Annotated in this window: 23 protein-coding genes and 4 pseudogenes; 15 read left to right on the plus strand and 12 right to left on the minus strand. The window is 67.6% G+C overall.

The features are described from left to right. Positions 1–332 precede the first annotated feature (332 nt). Positions 333–626 (minus strand): hypothetical protein, encoded by a 294-nt coding sequence (locus tag ACZ4MF_RS46370; protein ID WP_467500144.1) that lies wholly within the window; start codon positions 624–626, stop codon positions 333–335. A 48-nt stretch (positions 627–674) separates the two neighbouring features. On the opposite strand from ACZ4MF_RS46370, the gene ACZ4MF_RS46375 reads away from it, so the two are divergent. Continuing rightward, positions 675–1445 carry a transposase gene (locus ACZ4MF_RS46375; protein ID WP_467500145.1) on the plus strand — a complete coding sequence of 257 codons (771 nt, stop codon included), beginning with the start codon at positions 675–677 and terminating at the stop codon, positions 1443–1445. Positions 1446–1597: 152 nt separating this feature from the next. Beyond that, complete coding sequence (locus ACZ4MF_RS46380) at positions 1598–1813, plus strand: UBA domain-containing protein (RefSeq protein ID WP_467500147.1); 216 nt, start codon at positions 1598–1600, stop codon at positions 1811–1813. Here ACZ4MF_RS46380 and ACZ4MF_RS46385 read toward each other — a convergent pair. Further along, positions 1785–2060: a transposase gene (locus tag ACZ4MF_RS46385; protein ID WP_467500149.1), complete on the minus strand. Its 276-nt coding sequence runs from the start codon at positions 2058–2060 to the stop codon at positions 1785–1787. The genes ACZ4MF_RS46380 and ACZ4MF_RS46385 overlap by 29 nt on opposite strands. A 113-nt stretch (positions 2061–2173) precedes the next feature. Here ACZ4MF_RS46385 and ACZ4MF_RS46390 point away from each other — a divergent pair. Beyond that, positions 2174–2248: pseudogene (locus ACZ4MF_RS46390) on the plus strand (hypothetical protein); the annotation flags it as partial. Between the two features lie 30 nt (positions 2249–2278). Here ACZ4MF_RS46390 and ACZ4MF_RS46395 read toward each other — a convergent pair. Beyond that, positions 2279–2472: pseudogene (locus ACZ4MF_RS46395) on the minus strand (site-specific integrase); the annotation flags it as partial. Positions 2473–2674: 202 nt separating this feature from the next. Here ACZ4MF_RS46395 and ACZ4MF_RS46400 point away from each other — a divergent pair. Beyond that, positions 2675–3562: a hypothetical protein gene (locus ACZ4MF_RS46400; protein WP_467500150.1), complete on the plus strand. Its 888-nt coding sequence runs from the start codon at positions 2675–2677 to the stop codon at positions 3560–3562. 880 nt (positions 3563–4442) lie between these two features. On the opposite strand, the gene ACZ4MF_RS46405 is transcribed toward ACZ4MF_RS46400, so the two are convergent. Further along, on the minus strand, positions 4443–4691 hold the full coding sequence (locus tag ACZ4MF_RS46405; RefSeq protein ID WP_467500152.1) for a hypothetical protein: 249 nt from the start codon (positions 4689–4691) through the stop codon (positions 4443–4445). 515 nt (positions 4692–5206) lie between these two features. On the opposite strand from ACZ4MF_RS46405, the gene ACZ4MF_RS46410 reads away from it, so the two are divergent. Further along, positions 5207–6181 carry an IS110 family RNA-guided transposase gene (locus ACZ4MF_RS46410; RefSeq protein ID WP_467500154.1) on the plus strand — a complete coding sequence of 325 codons (975 nt, stop codon included), beginning with the start codon at positions 5207–5209 and terminating at the stop codon, positions 6179–6181. Continuing rightward, a pseudogene (locus ACZ4MF_RS46415) lies at positions 6151–6323 on the plus strand (IS630 family transposase); the annotation flags it as partial. The gene ACZ4MF_RS46410 and the pseudogene ACZ4MF_RS46415, both read left to right, overlap by 31 nt. A 46-nt stretch (positions 6324–6369) precedes the next feature. Here ACZ4MF_RS46415 and ACZ4MF_RS46420 read toward each other — a convergent pair. Further along, complete coding sequence (locus ACZ4MF_RS46420; RefSeq protein ID WP_467500156.1) at positions 6370–7272, minus strand: LysR family transcriptional regulator; 903 nt, start codon at positions 7270–7272, stop codon at positions 6370–6372. A gap of 99 nt (positions 7273–7371) precedes the next feature. Between ACZ4MF_RS46420 and ACZ4MF_RS46425 the strand changes: the two genes are divergently transcribed. Further along, on the plus strand, positions 7372–8118 hold the full coding sequence (locus ACZ4MF_RS46425; protein WP_467500158.1) for an SDR family oxidoreductase: 747 nt from the start codon (positions 7372–7374) through the stop codon (positions 8116–8118). Positions 8119–8154: 36 nt separating this feature from the next. On the opposite strand, the gene ACZ4MF_RS46430 is transcribed toward ACZ4MF_RS46425, so the two are convergent. Then, positions 8155–8520 (minus strand): hypothetical protein, encoded by a 366-nt coding sequence (locus ACZ4MF_RS46430; protein WP_467500160.1) that lies wholly within the window; start codon positions 8518–8520, stop codon positions 8155–8157. A 324-nt stretch (positions 8521–8844) separates the two neighbouring features. On the opposite strand from ACZ4MF_RS46430, the gene ACZ4MF_RS46435 reads away from it, so the two are divergent. The 6 genes from ACZ4MF_RS46435 (at position 8845) to ACZ4MF_RS46460 (ending at position 14108) form a co-directional block, all read left to right on the plus strand. Further along, positions 8845–9111: a hypothetical protein gene (locus ACZ4MF_RS46435; RefSeq protein ID WP_467500162.1), complete on the plus strand. Its 267-nt coding sequence runs from the start codon at positions 8845–8847 to the stop codon at positions 9109–9111. 51 nt (positions 9112–9162) lie between these two features. Further along, on the plus strand, positions 9163–9444 hold the full coding sequence (locus tag ACZ4MF_RS46440) for a hypothetical protein (protein ID WP_467500164.1): 282 nt from the start codon (positions 9163–9165) through the stop codon (positions 9442–9444). A 401-nt stretch (positions 9445–9845) separates the two neighbouring features. Then, positions 9846–10601 (plus strand): (5-formylfuran-3-yl)methyl phosphate synthase, encoded by a 756-nt coding sequence (locus ACZ4MF_RS46445; protein ID WP_467500166.1) that lies wholly within the window; start codon positions 9846–9848, stop codon positions 10599–10601. Positions 10602–10606: 5 nt separating this feature from the next. Then, positions 10607–12010 (plus strand): aldehyde dehydrogenase family protein, encoded by a 1404-nt coding sequence (locus tag ACZ4MF_RS46450; protein ID WP_467500168.1) that lies wholly within the window; start codon positions 10607–10609, stop codon positions 12008–12010. Between the two features lie 2 nt (positions 12011–12012). Continuing rightward, on the plus strand, positions 12013–13119 hold the full coding sequence (locus ACZ4MF_RS46455) for an NAD(P)-dependent alcohol dehydrogenase (RefSeq protein ID WP_467500184.1): 1107 nt from the start codon (positions 12013–12015) through the stop codon (positions 13117–13119). An 83-nt stretch (positions 13120–13202) separates the two neighbouring features. Then, the gene (locus ACZ4MF_RS46460; RefSeq protein ID WP_467500169.1) at positions 13203–14108 is read left to right on the plus strand and encodes a class I SAM-dependent methyltransferase; all 906 of its coding nucleotides are present in this window, start codon (positions 13203–13205) and stop codon (positions 14106–14108) included. A gap of 152 nt (positions 14109–14260) precedes the next feature. Here the strand turns inward: ACZ4MF_RS46460 and ACZ4MF_RS46465 are convergent, their stop codons facing one another. Then, complete coding sequence (locus ACZ4MF_RS46465; RefSeq protein WP_467500171.1) at positions 14261–14722, minus strand: hypothetical protein; 462 nt, start codon at positions 14720–14722, stop codon at positions 14261–14263. Positions 14723–14779: 57 nt separating this feature from the next. On the opposite strand from ACZ4MF_RS46465, the gene ACZ4MF_RS46470 reads away from it, so the two are divergent. Next, the gene (locus ACZ4MF_RS46470) at positions 14780–15331 is read left to right on the plus strand and encodes a helix-turn-helix domain-containing protein (protein ID WP_467500173.1); all 552 of its coding nucleotides are present in this window, start codon (positions 14780–14782) and stop codon (positions 15329–15331) included. Between the two features lie 347 nt (positions 15332–15678). On the opposite strand, the gene ACZ4MF_RS46475 is transcribed toward ACZ4MF_RS46470, so the two are convergent. Beyond that, a complete protein-coding gene (locus ACZ4MF_RS46475; protein ID WP_467500174.1) occupies positions 15679–16005 on the minus strand; it encodes a hypothetical protein in 327 nt (108 codons plus the stop codon). 299 nt (positions 16006–16304) lie between these two features. On the opposite strand from ACZ4MF_RS46475, the gene ACZ4MF_RS46480 reads away from it, so the two are divergent. Beyond that, positions 16305–16757: a hypothetical protein gene (locus tag ACZ4MF_RS46480; RefSeq protein WP_467500176.1), complete on the plus strand. Its 453-nt coding sequence runs from the start codon at positions 16305–16307 to the stop codon at positions 16755–16757. An 8-nt stretch (positions 16758–16765) separates the two neighbouring features. On the opposite strand, the gene ACZ4MF_RS46485 is transcribed toward ACZ4MF_RS46480, so the two are convergent. The 4 genes and pseudogenes from ACZ4MF_RS46485 to ACZ4MF_RS46500 all read right to left on the minus strand — a co-directional run. Beyond that, positions 16766–16972, minus strand: a complete 207-nt coding sequence (locus ACZ4MF_RS46485; protein WP_467500178.1) for a hypothetical protein — start codon at positions 16970–16972, stop codon at positions 16766–16768. A gap of 1146 nt (positions 16973–18118) precedes the next feature. Continuing rightward, positions 18119–18313 carry a hypothetical protein gene (locus ACZ4MF_RS46490; RefSeq protein WP_467500180.1) on the minus strand — a complete coding sequence of 65 codons (195 nt, stop codon included), beginning with the start codon at positions 18311–18313 and terminating at the stop codon, positions 18119–18121. An 80-nt stretch (positions 18314–18393) separates the two neighbouring features. After that, positions 18394–18585, minus strand: a complete 192-nt coding sequence (locus tag ACZ4MF_RS46495; protein WP_467500182.1) for a hypothetical protein — start codon at positions 18583–18585, stop codon at positions 18394–18396. A gap of 207 nt (positions 18586–18792) precedes the next feature. Further along, positions 18793–19361: pseudogene (locus ACZ4MF_RS46500) on the minus strand (winged helix-turn-helix domain-containing protein); the annotation flags it as partial. Positions 19362–19452: the final 91 nt, after the last annotated feature.

A 19452-nucleotide genomic window follows, 5' to 3' on the forward strand; every position in this document is an offset into this window, starting at 1 on the left:
CGACATCGAGGATGAGGCCTACACACCCGGCACCGCGAGCATCGACCGGCGCGTCCCCAGCACCCCGGCAACGTTCGTGGTCAACGCACTAGCCGACGCGGCCTCTGCTCACGAAGCCCGGATTCCGGCGTTTCCGCATGGCCCAGTGCTAATGATCAAGACGGACCTACACACCGCCGTCGTGCCCACACCCGCCGCCGCACCGGACGGGCAGGAGACCTGCTCGGGCCGGGAGGGAAGAGTCGTCCCGCAACATGGCCCACCCCTGCGCTCGCGCCTCTTCGCGCTGGGGCCTACAGGGGAACGCATGTTGCCCGCGGCGTGGGAGGCCCTCAGTCCAAAGCGGCGGTCACTGACTCAGACACCATCAGCCCCGCCTCCTGGATCCGTTGACGCATGTTCTCTTCGTAGAGCCAGGCGCAAGCCTCAATTGCTGGGTGAAGTTCGGCGAGGATCAGCGCCGCACGCTTCGGTACGTGGGTTGCTTCCCTCCATGCCGTCCCACAGTGATCGATCTTCTCCTGCAGCTGAAGAAGCACCTGCTCATCGAGCCCCTCGTTCATGCGCAGGGGGATCACGAAACGTTCCGCCGCCTCTTCCAGACGACTGACCAGGTCTGTCTCCATGTGTGCCTCCGTCTCGGGCAGTTCGTAACGCGGTGGGACGATCTTCTCGTGGCTGGTGTGATCACGGCATCCGAGCCGTCCTGGATAGGCCCGTTCACCGGGCTGAGCCCGCGCTGCTTCGGCAAACTGGTGACCGCCATGCGCCGCGAGGGCGCGGACACGGTCCGCCGAGGCCGTCCTTGGAGCCTGCCCCTGGAGGACCGGATTCTGCTGGTCGCGGCCTACTGGCGCACCAACTTGACGCTGCGCCAGCTCGCGCCGCTGTTCCGGATCTCCAAGTCTGCGGCCGACCGCATCATCAACCGCCTCGCTCCACTGCTCGCTCTGCGACCGCGCCGACGGTTCCGCAAGGACGCTGTGCTCATCGTGGACGGCACTTTGGTTCCCACACGTGACCATGCGGTGGCAGAGCAGTCGAAAAACTACCGGTACTCCACCAACCACCAGGTCGTCATCGATGCCGATACACGGCTGGTCGTTGCGGTTGGCCGGCCTCTGCCCGGCAACCGCAACGACTGCAAGGCATGGGAGCTGTCCGGAGCGAAGGCCGCCGTCGGCAACACCACGGTGATCGCTGACGGCGGCTACCGCGGCACCGGCCTGGTGATCCCACACCGCCGGGAACCAGGCCAGGCCGAACTACCGGCCTGGAAAGAGGAACACAACCACTCACACCGAAAGGTCCGTGCCCGCGTCGAGCACACCTTCGCCCGCATGAAGAGCTGGAAGATCCTGCGCGACTGCCGGTTGAAGGGCGCCGGCGTCCATCACGTCATGCTTGGCATAGCCCGCCTGCACAACCTCGCGCTCGCTGAATAGATCGGCCCAGGGTGGGCCGTGCTCGATGCTGACTATGTCGAGCCAGTTGATCATTGCGGGACAAGCTTTAGGAACCATGTTCGCGAAGCGGGATGGGCACCTGTTTCACGGTGCCTGAGCCGTGGAAGGGCTGATGGGCAATTCTTTGCTCTTTGGAGGACTTCGTGCCAGAAGATTTTAACGACATCCCTGAGGTCGATGTCGAGGTCGAGGAGGACACCCTCGACGAGACCGGGGTTGACCCCAAGGACATCGAACTGGTCATGGCCCAGACCGGTAAGTCAAGGGCGGTCGCAGTCAAGGCTTTGAAAGAGAGCGGCGGCGACCTCATCAACGCGATTATGGCGGCCGGCGAAGCCAGATGGTGATTGGCCAGCGTCGTCCTCTAGGGGAGCGCTTGATCCGCCGACGCGCTCCCCGCAGTTCCGCGCTCTCCTGGCTGGTCACCACGGGTTTGGACCCGTCATCGATGTCCGCCCGGCGCATCCACTTCCACAACGTCATCGGATGGACTCCGAAGTCGGTGGCCACCTGCTCGACCGTCACACCCGGCCCGCGGTTCCTCGCGACTCGCACAACGTCCTGGCGGAACTCTTCCGGATAAGGCTTGGGCACAGCGACATCCTTCCCACCCGCCCCACAGGGCAAGCCAGTTCAGACGTCACCCGATCGTGCAGCAGACCCGATTGCACCAGGTAGAGACGGTCTGGCTCCATGCCAGGGGCGGGGTGGAGTACTGCTCCTCATGCCGTCGGCACCTCAACGGCGTCCTGGTTTGCTCCGGGTGCGGCGCCTACGCCCCGGACATCGCCCCGCCCCGGGTCGCGGTGCTGACGAGCATCGTGCAGGCGGATGACACGGAGGCCGGCGGACTGGGCGATTCGGGTGAACGAGCGGTACAGGTTGTGCGGCTCGACCGGGCGCCCGGTCCGGGTGGTGAAGACGTACGCGGACTCCTGCCACTTCTCTCCGCCTTCGCGCGGGCAACTGTCTGCCGCATACGCTGCCGGCGCAGGGGCGCGATGCAGGTGACGTACGGGTTGGCGTACTTACCTGCCGCACCCGCGCGCAACTCCAGGGCCCGGACAGTGCGAGTCATCGGGCAATCAGGTTGAGCCGATGGCAGTGTGGCCGATGTGGTGAGAGAATCTTCGGCTCCCAGCGCCGGGCACCGGGAAGCCCGGCCCCCCATGCTCGCGTCGTGGCTGCGGTCGCCTGCCGTATGCTCCATGCTGGTGCTCCTCCCGGCGGCAGCGGGGTTTGCGTTGTTTCAGGTCAACAAAGACAGCCGCCACGACGGCTGGTTGACCGGTACCGATGACTTCACTGCGTGGAGCGTCTGGGTCGGATTCACCTTTGCGCTGTGGATCGCCCTCGGCGTGCGGAGCCTGAGCCAGGTCGGTACCATCCGTGCACTTTTCCCGACGGCTGTCCCTGCCATCCGCCTGCCCATCATGTTTGCGCTTGCCGTGGTGTACGCCGGGGCGACCGGGAGCGTCCTGGTCACGGCCGACGGACCGCCGCCTTGGGTCTACGGTGTCTTGTGCAGGTGCAAACTTCCTCTTGAACCTCACTTCAAGCTCCGTGTCGCGGTGGTCATCTTCCTCGGGCTCATGGCTGCTGTACCGTCCGTGGTTGTTTTGTGGCTGGTGGCCGAGGCGCTGCAGTGGGTTCAAAACCTGATTCAGACCGACACCTGCGATTCGGCAGGGCAGCGACTCGATGAGTTGCGCACGCTGTGGCGGTGCTCTATGGCGTCGCTGGGCGCGCTGAGCGTCGCGCTATCCGCCGCGGCGCTTTTGATCGGCGGAGTGTCGAAACTCCTGGGCTTTCCAAGCCGGGACGTCGTCTTGATCGGCGCGCTCCTCACCGTCGTCTTCGCGGCGGTGTACGTACCGGTGCTCCTGGCATGGCGCAACAGGGCCCGCCAGCTCGTCGACGCGGTGTACCCAACGCCGCCGACAGGGAAGCCAGATGCGGAGTGGACCGAGGGGCGAGCAGGCATGCTCCGACTCATCGGTCTCGATGTCGGACTCCCGACACGGCTGTCCAACGCCGTGGTCGCCCTCGCTCCCCTCGAAGCTGCTCTCCTCGCATGGCTGCTACACGAACACTGAGCCATAATGCATGGACCCATAACGGGGTGTTATGTGAAGAGTGCGAGGCTCGCTCGACATGCGAGTACCTACCATGCGGCGTACGTTCAGAAGAGAGGGCCCCTCGGCTGCGCTATCCGGGCAGGAGCACAGCCGACATTGCGGGTCCGTCGCGGACATCCGGGCACCAAGGGCCAGTAGTACTACGACAAGAAGGCCCTCGCGTGGAGACCGCCGAGGAAACAGTCAACCGCGTTGCGGCTTCTTTCGCGGACCGGGCGTTTCCGCCCTTAGGTACGCGTCCAGACTCGTTGACCGTGTCAGGTGCTTCTCATGCGCAAACGACTGATATACGCCTTCATGGCAGGCGTACTGGCTCTCCCCGGGCTCAGCGACCTCCCAGCGCAGGCCTCACCCAACTCAACTGCTCAGGCGACCCCGCTCTGGATTGAGCAGGGCTGGGCAGGGCCATTTTCTTGTTCCGTCGTATATTCACCCATGAGGCCGTGTTACACAATGACCGTTCCCTCCGGAAGCAGCCTCTATGTCAGCGTCTCATACAAGGGAACCGTACAAAGTGGAGATTTTAGAGCCTGGAACGCAGGTAACGGCTCTTACATTGCTACCGCTTTGGGAGTCGAGGCTCAAGACGAAATCTCAACGCTCATGTGGAAAAATAATACAAGTTCTGCCGTGACACTGCAGATGGAGGCCAGTGCTCACGCAAAAGGTGATTCTGGAACCCTGGTGGTTTCCTACAGTACCTACGGGCCCAACGAGTGGTGAGTGGCGCGTCCGACTATCTCGGACGAACAGTGCACAGCCCAGGGCGGAACGGTCCATCCGGGCGGCCCCTACGTCGGCCCCACGTGCAGGTTCACCGACGGGCACTCGGAAAGCATTAATTGAGCGCGCCGGACCAGACAGACGGGACCGTAGCCTCGCCGACCTCGCCGACCTGTACATCTGCCACCCCGGCCGGAGCGGCCAGGGCCTCGGCCAGCTCCGTCCGGGCGATCACCCAACGCTCCAACACCGCTTCCGCCTCGGCGAGTTCGGCAAGAACCCGTTCCGCCTCCGCGCGAACCTCCTCGGCCCGCACCCGGGCAGCCGCCTCCCGCTCCTCCAGCAGTCCCCTCACCGATGTCATGGTCCACCCCGCATCGCCGAGCCCGAACTGAACGCCCCGAACCATTCCGCGACACCCCCGAAACCATGCCTGAGCAGCGGAAACCCAGCGATCACATCCGGAAAGACTGTGAGGATGATCCGGTACCGCTTCGAGCGGTGGCCTGACCCGCGGAAAGACTGGCTATGGTGCCCTGCTGTTGATCTGTCGGCCCACCGCGGAGCGGTATCTGCTGCCGCCGGGCAGGGGGCGTGTCCCGATAGACATCACGGGTCTGGGAGATCACCAGGCATCCGCCCGGCGCCCGCACGCCCCGTGAAACCCACCACCGCGACGGCGCCGCTCTATCGGGAGGCCTCATCAGCCCGGGGCCTTACAGGCGTCCGTCACGCCAGACGGCCCAGAGGCCCAACTGCGGCCCGCTGGAACCACCTTCCCAACGGATTAGGGGCCTTCGCGACAGGTACCGTCACAGTCTTGACCTCCTCTGCCCGACGACCGCCACCGGTTCCGAGGCGATCAGGAGACAGGCGACCTTGCCCAGCATCACGCAGCCCACAGCCCCGTGTCACGTCCCGGCCGACGCCGCGGAGGAGGTCCTGCTCGGCGTCGACACCCATGAGGACTTCCACGCGGCAGCCGTCGTCACCATCCTCGGGGCCGCATTGGACGGCCGCAGCTTCCCGGCCACCACCGAGGGATATCACCAACTTGTCTCCTGGGAACGGTCGTTCGGCGCCCTGCACAGGGCAGGGGTGGAGCGCACCGGTTCCTATGGCGCCGCGCTCGCCCGTTACCTGCGCGCCGAGGGCATCGAGGTGACCGAGGTCAATCAGCCTGACAAGGCAGCGCGCCGACGAGGTGGCAAGACCGACGCCGTCGACGCGGAAGTGGCGGCCCGCGCCGCTCTGTCCGGTCGCGCGACCGCGACCGCGAGGACGAGCGACGGCCCGGTCGAAGAGCTGCGGCTGCTCAAGCTCGCGAAAGGGTCCGCGATCAAGTCCCGGTCCCAGGCCATCAACCAGCTCAAGAGCGTCCTGGTCTCGGCCGACACCGCCTTGCGCGAGTCGCTGGCCGGGCGGAGCAACCCGCACCTGTTCAAGCGGTGCGCCGAGCTGGACGACTCGCAAGAAGGCGGTCCGGCGGGCACCGCCCGGCACGTGCTGATACTCCTCACCGGCCGCGTCCAGCACCTGACCGGGGAGATCGACGACCTGAACAAGCGAATAGCCGCGGGAGTTGAAGCAAACTTCCCCGGCCTGCTCGACACGCACGGCGTCGGCCCGGACAGTGCCACCGCCCCGCTGATCTCGGCCGGCGACAACCCCGATCGTCTCAGCAGCGAGGCGTCCTTCGCCGCCCTGTGCGGCACCAGCCCCGTCGAGGCGTCCTCCGGCAAGACCCAACGACGCCGCCTCAACCGTGGCGGTGACCGACAGGACGAGCGCGGTCGTCCGATCCGACTACTGGCGGTGCTGTGGTGGCCGAGCCTGTCCGTCTGCGCAGATTGACCGACCAGGAAGGGCAGAAGCTGCAGCAGATCGTGCGCTGGGGCAGCACCAGTTCGGTTCGCTATCGGCGCGCGATGCTGCTGCCGGCTCCGCTGGCGGGAACCGGGGGCCGTTGATCGTCCAGCTGGTGCAGGCCGACGAGGGCAGCGCGGCGACAGCCCTATGAACACCTCGCAGAGGCAAGGGGGTCAGTTGACCGGCTGTTCGTTGTTCTCCCGGCGGGAGGCTGTGCCGAGCACTGTACGTGCGACGAATTCGAGTGATCCGAGCAGCGGGTTGGGGTCGTCAGCGCGCGTGACGAGCACGACTTCGCAGGGATCGATGTCGATGACGGGCACCAGGGCGATGTCCTCACGCACAGCGGCGCGTCGATCGCTGGCAGGGAAGATCGCGACACAGTGGCCGGTGGCGATGAGTTCCAGCTTGTCCTCGTAGCTGTCGTCGATTGCGGGCGGGGGTGGTGCCGGTCGGCCACCGACCGGCTTGGGCGTGCTCCAGACGACCGGAGTGCTGACGCAGCTCACCAGTTCCTCGTCCGACAGAGCCCGCAGGCTGACGGGTTTCTCGTTCGCCAGATGATGGCTCGCCGACGTGACGAGCACCCGCGGCTCCTCATGGAGCTTGGTCACCCGGAGGCCGTCCGTGGGCAAGGGCAGGGGTTTGTATGCGACGAGGGCGTCGACCCGACGCTCGGCGAGGGCGTGCGTGTCCCGCCAGTCGAGGTGCCGGGTGCGGACCTGGCTGTCGGGGTGCCGGCGGCGCAGTTCCTGCACACAGGCGGTGATGACCAGTCCTTCGGCGCAGCCGACAGTGATGGTACGGGGCTGGACGGCGGCTCTGGCCGTGTAAGCGGCTTGCTCGGCCTCGTGGAGCAGTATCCGGGCTCTGGGAAGGAAGGCCTGACCGGCGTCGGTGAGGCTGCTGCCCTGCGGCGAGCGATCGAAAAGCCGGACACCGAGCTGAGCTTCCAGTCGCTGGATCTGGCGGCTCAGCGACGGCTGCGCCAGGTGCAGCTTGGTGGCGGCCCGACCGAAGTTGCCGTACTCCGCCACGACCGTGAAATAGCGCACGAGCCGCAGATCGACGTCCATTCGCTCAGGGTACGCCGCGCGCCGTCATACGCCTGGGGCATCACGGCATACGGAACAGGTCTTGGACATGGTGTGCGGGTGGGTATTTGGCTTGAGGGCATGACCACTTATGACGGCAAGAAGATCGTGATCACGGGCGGAAGCAGCGGTATCGGCCTGGCTACGGCCCAGTTGTTCGCGGACGGTGGGGCGCACGTACTGATCACAGGCCGTACCCGCTCTTCCCTGGACACCGCGTTGGAACAGTTGGGGAACAAGGCGATCGCCGTCCGTAGCGACGCCGCGTCCCTGAAGGACATCAAGGCGCTGGCCGGCACGGTCCAGGAGCGGTTCGGCGCAGTGGACGCGCTGTTCGTCAACGCCGGCGTCACTGGGTCCGCGCCGTTCGACTCGACGACGGAGGAGATGTACGACGAGCTGTTCGGCATCAACGCCAAGGGACCGTACTTCACGGTGCAGGCGTTGGCGCCGCTGTTGCGCGAGGGTAGCGGCGTGGTTCTCACCACGTCGGTGGTGAACGTCCTGGGCCTCGACGCGCTCAGTGTCTACTCGGCGAGCAAGGCAGCCCTGCGGTCGATGACGCGCACCCTGGCCCGCGAGCTGCTGCCGCGCAAGGTGCGCGTCAATGCCGTGAGCCCCGGCCCGATCGACTCGGGCATCCTGGACCGCTCCTCGCTGCCCGCCGATGTCGTCGAGGCGACGAAGGACACCTACCGGAGCACCATCCCGATGCAGCGGCTGGGGTCGTCCGAGGAGGTGGCTGCCGCGGTGGCGTACTTGGCGTTCGGTGCGACCTTCTCGACGGGAACGGAGTTCCCTGTCGACGGAGGGGCTTCGCAACTCTAGTGCTGTGACCGCATAAGTTCAGCGAGTTGAGTGCGCTCAGTCGAGCAGTGCCGCCTTCCACACCCACGACGTCCGGCGGGGCAGACCGTCCAGGTCCCCGCGTCCGGTGCACCACAGCAGCACTCGGACGGGCTCGCCGGGCGGGGCGTCGGAGAACAGTCGGTCGAGCACGGCCGCGCATAGCGATGCCGGCGGCAGCCAGTCCATGCCCAATCCACGGGTGATGTCGTTGGTGTGCAGCAGGATCTCGGCGACGCCCATCGCCGCGAACCCCGTCGGGTCGCACGGGCCCCAGTGCCAGGCCCGCAGGGATCGATCGGCTGTGGCCAGCGTGCAGCCGAGGAGCCCGCCGCAGGCGGCGGCCACCTGCAGCACCTCGGCAGGCGAGGCGGTGGGTCGCACACGCAGACCGACCGTCGGTCATCGAGTCGCTCCAGCTGCTTCCGGCTTTCCCGCAGCTCCCTCATCGCATCATCGAACGCCTGTTTCCACCCCACATAACCCCCTGATTACCGTCTGTACGTGATGCTCACATCTCGCCACAACAACGTCATATGACGCGGCGCTTTTCGGACCTTCAGCGAAAGTCGGTCGCATACAAAGTCCGCCCTGGGAGCGCGTTCGCGCGATGCGCTGTCCCCGAAGTGAGGGCGGCCGTGCTGATCCGTTCCAACGTGGCACGTGGGCCGTCCACGCTGGACTGCCAGATATGCGAGTTATGTAAAGATGGCGGATATGACGGGGCCGAATGACGAGCGGCTACGGGACCTGGAGGCGGAGGCATTCCGCACCGGGCGGTCGCTTGCAGCCCACGGCGAGCAGCTGGAAGCGCTTCGTCAGGAACGACGCGAGGATTCAGAAGAGATCGAATCCATCGCTGACGCCATCGGCGCACCCAGGGACCGGTCGATCACCGAGCGGCTGGACACGTTCGAACAGGTGCTGTTCGCTCTCGCCCATGCGCAGGGCATCGACGTGGGGACCCTCTGCTGATCCACGAGGGTTTGGGCGCTGCCGTCGCGATATCGTGGAGGGTCCCACCTCATGATCTGGCAGGAGATACGCGTGCCCGAGGACCCCATCGCACAGGGTGAGATCGCCGCGCTCACCCGCCGCTTCGAGGACGTGGCTCAGACGACGGACCGGGAGTTCGGGATCGTCAAGAGTGACCTCACGGCCCTGCGCCTCCAGGTCGGCAACCTTGATCAGAAGGTGGGCAACCTCGCCGGTGAGGTCGAGGCCCTCGGGGAGAAGATCGATCGCAATCAGGCGCAGATCGTGGAGCTGCTGACGCAGTTGATCGGGCGGAACCCCAACGCCGGCTGATCCTTCAACGGCTGTGGCCCGCGAACACCATGTGTTCGCGGGCCACAGCCGTTTTGTGTGCAGGTCAGGCGGTTCAGAGGCGCCGCTTCTGTGCCCGCCGTCGCTGCTAGCGGTGATTGACTGCTCCGCCGGTGACAACTATCGAGCCTCGGCACACTGAGTCGAAGCGCAATAGTTGTCACAAATTCGAGCTATTCGCCAACCGGAAGAATTTGTTGCCTGTGGGATATTTTGCTCCAGTATGTACGGCGCACTGTACGTGAGGCTTGAACATCCATGGGTACTCTGTGCGCCCTCCCGATCTCATAGGGTGACGGAAAGGATGAGCGCACCGCACTGAGCCAGGTGATCCGCGGTCCCCTGCCCCTCGGCCGGACGGACTGGCGGCGAAGGAGGTCAGGGTGTTGCTTCTCATCTCCCCGGACGGTGTCGAGGAGGCTCTCGATTGCGCGAAGGCGGCGGAGCATCTCGACATCGTCGACGTCAAGAAGCCTGATGAGGGCTCTCTCGGCGCGAACTTCCCCTGGGTCATCAGGGAGATCCGCGACGCGGTCCCGGCGGACAAGCCGGTGTCCGCGACCGTGGGGGATGTCCCGTACAAGCCCGGCACGGTGGCCCAGGCTGCGCTCGGCGCGGTCGTCTCGGGGGCCACGTACATCAAGGTCGGCCTCTACGGCTGCACGACGCCCGAGCAGGGCATCGAGGTCATGCGCGCGGTCGTCCGGGCGGTGAAGGACCACCGCCCCGAAGCGCTCGTCGTCGCCTCGGGTTACGCCGACGCCCACCGCATCGGCTGTGTCAACCCGCTCGCCCTGCCCGACATCGCCGCCCGCTCCGGCGCCGACGCGGCCATGCTGGACACGGCGATCAAGGACGGGACGCGCCTGTTCGACCACGTTCCGCCGGACGCCTGTGCCGAGTTCGTCCGGCTGGCCCACGCTTCCGGTCGGCTCGCCGCCCTCGCGGGCAGTGTCAAACAGACCGACCTCGGTCCGCTGACCCGCATCGGCACGGACATCGTGGGCGTGCGCGGAGCGGTCTGCGAGGGCGGCGACCGCAATGCCGGAAGGATTCAGCCGCATCTCGTGGCCGCCTTCCGGGCGGAGATGGACCGGCAGGCCCGGGAGCACGCGGCCGGCGTCCCCGCCGTCAACTGACCGGCATGCCCACATCTGAGCCCGATCGCGTCCCCGGACGCAGGGCCGCGCGTCTCGCCGTCGTCGACCCGGCCACCGGGGAGACCTTCGACGAGGCCCCCGACCAGCCGCCGGACGAGTTGGACGCCGTGGTCGAACGGGCCCACCGGGCCTGGCACGGCTGGCGCGCCGACCCTGCCGCCCGCACCACCGCGTTACGCGCGGCGGCCGACGCCGTGGAGACAGCCGGCGACGACCTCGCCCGGTTGCTCACCCGGGAACAGGGCAAGCCCCTGGCCGAGTCGTACGCGGAGATCGCCCGTACGGCGGCCCGCCTGCGCTACTTCGCCGACCTGGCCCCCAGAACCCGGCGGATCACCGACGGCCGGCCCGTGCACAGCGAGATCCGCTGGCGACCGCTCGGGCCCGTCGCGGCGATCGTGCCGTGGAACTTTCCCCTCCAGCTCGCGGCGGCGAAGTTCGCGCCCGCGCTCGCGGCGGGCAACACCGTGGTCCTCAAACCGTCCCCGTTCACCCCCCTCGCCACCCGACTGCTCGGCTCCGTCCTCGCCACCGCCTTGCCCGAGGACGTCCTGACCGTCGTCACCGGCCGCGATCCCCTCGGCGCCCGCCTCGTCTCCCACCCGGGCATCCGCCACGTCACTTTCACCGGCTCGGTGCCCACCGGGCGGGCCGTCGCCGAAGCGGCGGCGGCTTCCCTCGCCCGGGTCACCCTGGAACTGGGCGGCAACGACGCCGCCGTCCTGCTGGACGACGTCGACGTCGACCGGATCGCGGACCGGCTGTTCTGGGCCGCGTTCCGCAACTGCGGGCAGGTCTGCATGGCGGTCAAACGCGTCTACGCCCCGGCCCGGCTTCACGCCGAGGTCGTCGAAGCCCTCGCCCAGCGCGCGAAGACCGTCGCCGTCGGGGCCGGCCTCGACCCGAACACGCGGCTGGGACCGGTCAACAACGCCCCCCAGCTGGCCCGGGTCGAGCAGGTCACGAAGCAGGCCCTGGCGGACGGAGCCCGGGCGGCGGCCGGCGGCCACCGGCTGGACGGACCGGGCTACTTCTTCGCTCCCACGATCCTCACCGACGTCCCGCCCGACAGCCTGGTGGTGGCCGAGGAACAGTTCGGACCCGTCCTGCCGGTGCTGGCGTACCGGAGCCTCGACGAAGCCGTCGACGCGGCCAACGGCACCGGCTTCGGACTGGGCGGCTCCGTCTGGGGCACCGACCTCGACCGGGCCGAGGCGGTAGCGGACCGGCTTGAATGCGGCACGGCCTGGATCAACCACCACGCCGAACTGTCCCTCGCCCAGCCCTTCGCAGGCGTCAAGAACAGCGGTGTCGGCGTCGCCGGCGGACCGTGGGGGCTCTACGGCAACCTCCGGCCGTTCGTCGTCCACCGTCCGCAGGAGGCATGACGATGAGGTACCAGGCGGCCGTACTGCGCTCGCATGAGGACCCCTTCACGGTCGAGGAGGTGGCCCTGCGCACAGAACCCGCCGCCGGCGAAATCCTGGTCGAGATCGCGGGCTGCGGGATGTGCCGGACCGATCTCGCGGTCCGGCGATCGGCCGGCCGCAGCCCGCTGCCGGCGGTACTCGGCCACGAGGGGGCCGGGGTCGTGGTGCGGACGGGCGACGGCCCGGAAACCGCGGTCGGCGTCGGTGACCACGTCGTGCTGAGCTTCGACTCCTGCGGACACTGCCGGAACTGCCGCGGCGCGGCCCCCGCCTACTGCGACTCCTTCGCCTCCCTCAACCTCTTCGGAGGACGCAAGGAGGACGCGCCGCGGCTCACCGACGCGACCGGGGGAGCGCTGGCCCCCCGCTGGTTCGGCCAGTCCTCGTTCGCCGAGTACGCGCTCGTCCCGGCCCGCAACGCCATCCAGGTCGATGCCGCACTGCCCATCGAACTGCTCGGGCCGCTCGGCTGCGGCTTCCTCACCGGCGCCGGAGCAGTGCTGAACACCTTCGGCGCCGGCCCCGGCGACACCCTCGCGGTCTTCGGCGCGGGAGCGGTGGGCCTGGCCGCCGTGATGGCCGCCACCGCCGCTGGCGCGGTGACCGTGGCCGTCGACCGGCATCCCGGGCGGCTGGCCCTGGCCGAACGGTTCGGCGCGATCCCGCTGCCCGCAGCAACGGCCGGACTACCCGAGCAGATCCGACGCCTGACCGAGGGCGGCGTGCAGTACGCGCTGGACACCACGGCCTCCTCCCCGCTCATCAACGACGCGCTCCGGGCACTGCGCCCGACCGGCAGCCTCGGCCTGGTGGCACGGCTCCACACCCCGCTGCCGCTCGAACCGGGCACGCTGGACCGAGGCCGCAGCATCCGCCACATCTGCGAAGGGGACGCCGTACCCGGACTGCTGATACCCCGATTGACGGCGCTGTGGCAGGCCGGACGCTTCCCCTTCGACCAGCTGATCCGCACCTACCCACTGGCCGACATCAACGAGGCCGAACGCGACTGCAACGCGGGCCGCGTGGTCAAACCCGTCCTGCTCCCGGAGCGAAGAAGCCGATGAGCGGGGAATACAGCACCGCAGGCTCACCGCCGCATCCGACAAGCAGACACTTCGCAGTCACCACTCCCGCCATCGGAGGAAACATGGCCGGCACGGCGCCGCAGCACACGGACGTGGAAGGCGTGGACGCAGGGGTGGGTCTGACCGCCCTCCTGGTCGCCGCGGCACGGGCAATCGAGACCCACCGCCACGACAGCCTGGCCCAAGACATCTACGCGGAACACTTCGTGCGCGCCGCCCCGGCGTGCGCGGACTGGCCGGTGCGCATCGAACAGGTCCCGGACGGGGACGGCAACCCGCTGTGGGGACGGTTCGCCCGCTACTTCGGCCTGCGGACCAGGGTCCTCGACGACTTCCTCCTCCGGTCGGTCCGTACGAGCGCCCGCCAAGTGATCCTGCTGGGCGCGGGGTTGGATACCCGCGCCTTCCGCCTGGACTGGCCGTCCGACTGCGTGGTCTTCGAGATCGACAGAGCGGGCGTGCTGGCGTTCAAGCACCAGGTGCTCACGGACCTGTCGGCCACCCCGAAAGTGAAGCGCGTCCCCGTAACGGTCGACCTGCGCGCCGACTGGGTCACCCCGCTGACCACCGCCGGCTTCGACCCCGTCGCACCGAGCGTCTGGCTGGCCGAGGGGCTGCTCTTCTACCTGCCGGGCTCCGCCGAGACGTACCTCATCGACACAGTGGACCGGCTGACCACCGAAGGCAGCGCACTGGCCTTCGAGGCCAAGCTGGAGAAGGACCTGCTGGAGTACCGCGACAGCCCGATCTACACGGCGACGCGAGAACAGATCGGCATCGACCTGCTCCACCTCTTCGACAAGGGACCACGCCCCGACTCCGCGGGCAACCTGACGGCCAAGGGCTGGTCCACCTCAATGCACACGCCCTTCGACTTCACCCGCCGGCACCGACGTGGCCCCCTCCCCGAGCTGAACGATGCGTTGGAGGGAAACCGGTGGGTGTTCGCGCACAAGCCCTCGCCCTGACGCACGCAACGCTCACGACGACATCCGCCCGGAGGCTAGGGGCGGGGCCCCGGTCGCAGGCCCCGCTCGGTGGGACGCGTCCCGATGGAAGCGGCAGTTCGGTTACGTCGCAGCGGTGCCGCGCACAGCCGGAAAGCCGCTGACGGACCGTGTCAGACGGCACGGGCAGCCACCAGCTGGTCGCCCGGGATCCCGGCCATGTCCGGCGCGTAGTAGTCCTTGATGCCGGCGGCCCACGTAGCCACGGTGATGCGGTCCTCGGCGTCCGGACCGAAGGTGTCGAAGAGGGCGTGGATGTTCGCCTCCTCGAAGCCGATCGCCGTCATCAGCATGCCGGTGTCGTCCACCGACATGACCACGGTCAGGCCCCCGCGTTCGCAGGTCACCGGGACGCTCACGCGGACCAGGCCCGGGTCGCGCTGTTCGGTCGTCGGTTGACCGATCTGCGAGATCGATCCTTTCATGCCCGTCTCGGCAGCCCAGGCCGTCCGCACCGTTTCCGCGGACACGACTGCTCGCAGCCGCGGGGCGAAGAGCTCTTCGATCTCGGTGAAGCGCCCGCTGCGTGCCAGGTCGACGACCCGCGTCGCACTCTGTATCGGACCCGCTTCCATCCCCCACTACCTTTCTCATTTTTTGCGAACGGTAGCAGATTGCGAGAAGGTTGGCTCATGGACACGTTGGAACTCCTGGCGCACCCGGTGCGCCTGCGGATCGTGCACGCCATGCGTGGCGGGCGGATGCTGACCACGTCCCAGTTGTGCGCGCTGGTGCCGGACGTGTCGAAGGCGATGGTCTACCGGCACGTCGACCTGCTCTCCGGGGGCGGAATCCTCGAAGTGGCCGAGGAGCGGCGGGTGCGGGGCGCGGTGGAACGGGTCTTCCGCCTGCGCCAGGACCGGGCGGTCATCGACGCCGACACCGTCAAGTCGCTCTCGCTCGACGATCACCGTGGCGCGTTCGCCATCGCGCTCGCCGTGCTGGCCGCCGAGTTCAATGCCTACCTCGACCACGACCACGCCGACCCGGCCGCGGATCTCGTCGGCTACCGGCAGCACGCCGTCTGGCTCAGCCGCGACGAACTCCATGAGCTGATCGGTGAGCTGCGCAGCGCGATCGCCCCCCGGCTGGCCAACCAGCCCGCAGGCGACCGCGCGCGGTACCTGCTCAGCCCGATCCTCTTTCCGATCGAGGAACCGCCCAGAGACTCGGCCACCGCCTGAAACGCACGACACCGGCGTTCGCTGGGAAGGACGCGTCGGTCCGCTGCCAGGGCAGCAACCGGCGGATCATCCTGGACGTCGAGATCGTGGCGTGGCGGAAGCGCCTGGACCACGGTCTCTCGAAGGCCAGGGGCTGCCGGTCCGCCCGCGCGTGAGGAAGGACGGAGGGATGTGTGGAGTCGGCGGAGTTTTACGGCCGTAAAACGGGGCCCGGTTGGGTCAACCCCAGGATTGCGTCTGGTTGGCGGTTGAGGCTGGTGCAGTTTTACGGCCGTAAAACTGGACTGACTTCGACAAGCACTCATCCGCCCGCCCGGTGTGAAGCCGGCCTGTGACCCGCCGCAGTTCTACGAGGGCGTTGTCGTGTCGCGGATGAGCCGCAGGGTGGGGCGCAGTGGGGCGACCTCGTCGGGTTCGAGTGCTGCCTCGCGCCACTTGGCGGCCAGGTGGAGCAGGCGCTCGCTGTCGTGGCGGAAGACGGGCGGTGGGGTGTCCGGGACGGTCGGCCACAGCATGGCGGCAGCGAGCCGCACTGCATGCAGGGCCGCGGTCGCGTGAGCGTCCACGCTCCCGTCGCCCAGACGCCGCAGCATGTCGAGACGGGCGGCGGCACCGAGGAGTTCGTCGTACACCTCCGCGTACTCCTGTGTGCGTACGTTCGAGAGTTCATCCACGAGAGTGCCCCCGTTGAGAATCATCGTGAGCGGCGCTTGTAACGCACCGCTGCGGTGCTGCCCTGCGTGGGCCCTGGCCCGGCCACCGACGGGTGAAGTTGGTTGTGAACCGGGTCAGGGCCTCTTTGAGGGCGATCCTGCCCAGCGAGCACCGGACACCGAGCAGGCCAACCCATGCGAGTTTTCCCAGTCTGACCTCTGCCGAGTAACGGTGTCACCCTGATGACGTCCCCGGCGGGGCTGGTCGGGAGATAGGGGATGGCGATGCGGTCGAAGCCTCCTCTGTCCCTACCTGGGCGGTGCCCACCCGTTCGAACCGCCGCTGCGAGGCCCGGGCAGTCAACCCCGACATCCGGCTGGTGCTGCGGCTGTTCGACGACGACTTCGCCCGGCACGTCTACGCGACCCTCGGCAACGTAGCCTCCCGCTCGGTCGCCTACCTCGCCGCCCCCGCCTTCGCCGCCGCCATGATGGGGCGCGAGGTGCTCGGCACACTCTCGGTCCTCCGCAGCGTCCTGCTGATCGCCGAGCTCACCGCGGACGAGGACTCCGGCCTGATCGGGATGAACCAGCACGGCATCGAGGACCTCGGCGGCGTACGCGTCATCGCCGTCCGCCTGGCCAGCCGCCCCGACGACTACCTGTGGAACTACGCCGACCGCGCCCGAGGCCTGCTCGCCGGCGACAGCATCGTCGTGGCAGCCACCCGTATCGGTCTCGCCCGCCTCAACTCAACCGCGGCGACCCCATGACGCGGGCATCAGTCGTGAGGTTCCGCCGTGATGTCACTGAGGTGTTCGGCTACGTCCCCGCACACCACCTGATACGGCACGCAGATCCCGCGTTCGACCGGGTCCTTCCGGTCCTCGCAACGGGCGATGGCTTTGGGCCTGTTGGTGATCGTGGGCTGCTTCGCCGCCGGCCCGTACTTCGCCAACGGCCAGACCAAGGTCTTCGTCGCCGCCATCGCGGCGTCGCCGCTGCGGCCGGGCCGCGGCGAGGATGCGCGCGTCGCCTTCGGACTTATGTCAACATCGCAGCACCGCCCCACCCCCAGAGCTATGGATGGAAAAGGCTCCTGGGAGGGGGATTGTGCTGGGGATGCTGTGGTGTCTGTCTCCTGGCGTCCGCGTACGTACGTGTGTAGGGCCCGTCGTCGTTCGTCTTGGCCGCGCGCGAACGAACGAGTGAGCGATTCACCCGGGTTCGGCGTTGGACGGGACGCGAGGAGCCGGGATGTTGACCACCGGGTCAGGATGAGTCCGAGGGTGAAGCCGCTACTGTCTGGCATGACAAGCCGATCATTCGGATTGTCTACCTATCCGAGCCTGAGTTGGATTCACCGGATTGAAAGGAGGAGGCAAGGCATGCGTGACCTTCTCGGAAGCCTGTGGCGTTCGTGGACCTGCAGTTTCTGCGGCGGCGAGAATGACGACGCGTATGAAATCTGTGCCGGCTGCGGCCACCGCCACAAGTAGTCAGTCACACGCCCCCGCAAGGGGGCTCCGGCCGATGGGGAGTGCGTCCTGGGAGCCAATCACCGCACTGCGCACGTCGACCCACTCCTGCACGGGTTCCAGGCTTTTCGCGGGACTTTCTGCCTCCGGCCCGAGTGCTTCGGGGCATCTGCCGTGTCTCGGCATCAAGCCGCTTCGGACATCACCGCCGCCTCGCCGCAGGTCGCCGCCTTGACGGGGTGGGAGACTGGCCGACTCATGGGCTGATCGCAGAGGTTTCCCCCGTCGGCGGTGGAGGACCGCGGCAGCTCTCCACTCCTGCTTGGCCTGGTTCCGTGCAACCTGCCTCCTGAACGCAGATACCGAAACCGTTCCCACCGCGATGGCTGCGAGAGGCAACTGGATAGCCGTAAAGACAAGTTGAACAGCGGATTGACGCATATCCAGATGCTAGTAGCCCCCTGAGAAGTCCTCAAATCACAACTATTTGTAGTATTTCCCTAGGGTGGGAATAGTCGCTACCTGAAAGTTTATTCCGCACTCGTTCGTGATCAAGCTTGGGTGCTGGTGAAGAGCCCCTTGGAGTCGGTCTGCAGCTTTCATCGGCCGAGGCCGGATGGCACACGAGCTAGACCCGGACTTCGCGGGTCACCGTTTCAGGCCTGTGGCCAGCGGGTTTGTCCGATGTCGGTGTCGAGTAGGTCGAGGAGGTGGAGTTGGAGGCCGCGGGTGATCTGGACGGTGGGCAGGTCTGTGATGTTGCCGATCCGCAGGGTGAGTTCGCCGAGGGGGTAGAAGATCATGCGGCCGGTGGGGCGGACGCGGCGGTTGTCGGGGTGGAGGCCGCTCATGGTCTGCTCGGTGCCGAGTGCCCGTCTGACCTGCCGCTCGATCAGGCAGAACACCAGCAGGGCCAGGCAGATGACCTGGATCAGGGCGGCAACGCGCCGGTTGTGCTGGACGAAGACCGGCGCGACAGCGGGCCCTTGAAGTCGTGGTAGCGGCGCTCGACCGCGCCCTGGCCCTTGTAGTGGATCAGGGCCTGCCCGGCGTCCGCCTGGTCGGCGGGGGCGGACGTCAGTAATGCGTACCAGCCGTCGACCGCGGCTTCGGCTTTCAGCACGCCCGTGTCGAAGTGCCAGGCCAGGACCGGGGTGCCGTCGTCGTTGTCGGTGACGGTCCAGCGCAGGCAGGAGGTGACGCGGCCGGATCGGAACGCCGAATCGGAACGCCGAATCGGGCGGTCACGAGAGCTGATGCACTGACAAGACGATCACCTGCGTGTCGTTGGAAGGCCCGTTGGCGTTAGTGCGGTGCGTCACCCTTTGGCCAGGTGCAGGCGGAGGTTGTCCCAGACCAGCACGATCGGGCCGCAGAGCTGGGCGTGAGCGCGGACCAGCAGGTCGCGGAAGTCGCGCCAACCGAAGCCTTTCGGCTCTCCCTTGCGACCGCGGTACTCACGGACCGCGTAGATCAGCCTGGACCGCTGCCCCGGCTTGTAGCAGGTCATGCCCACCATTGAGACACGCCCGGAGCCGCGTCCGCGGACCCGCACGACCGGAGTGCAGCCGCGACGGCCCCAGGTCCTGGCACGCGGCGGAGTCAGCGACTGCCCGGCTTCGTCCTCGAAGACCAGCCACGCACCGAGCTCCGCCGCGGTGCTCTTACCCGCGGCCAGGTCTCCCTCTTCCATATCTCGACCGCCGCATCGTCGCGCTCGATCGCCCGCAGGGTGGGCTGCTGCCACGACCAGCCGTGCCGCTTCAACAGCCGCCAGGTGCCCTCCGCGGTGTACGAGACGTGGAACAGCCGGCCGATCAGTGTCCTCACCCTCGCCAGCGTCCACCGCTGGTCCGCCCAGCCATGCACCAGCGGGCCGCGCTCCAACTCCCGTTCTAGGGAGTGTGCCGAGTTGAGATCAAGGGTTTGGCTGTTTTGCTGTCCCGGCCTGGCCGGGGCGGTAGACAGGCGAGATGACCCGGGGTGATCT

The sequence above is a fragment of the Streptomyces sp. NPDC025793 genome, assembly GCF_055558375.1.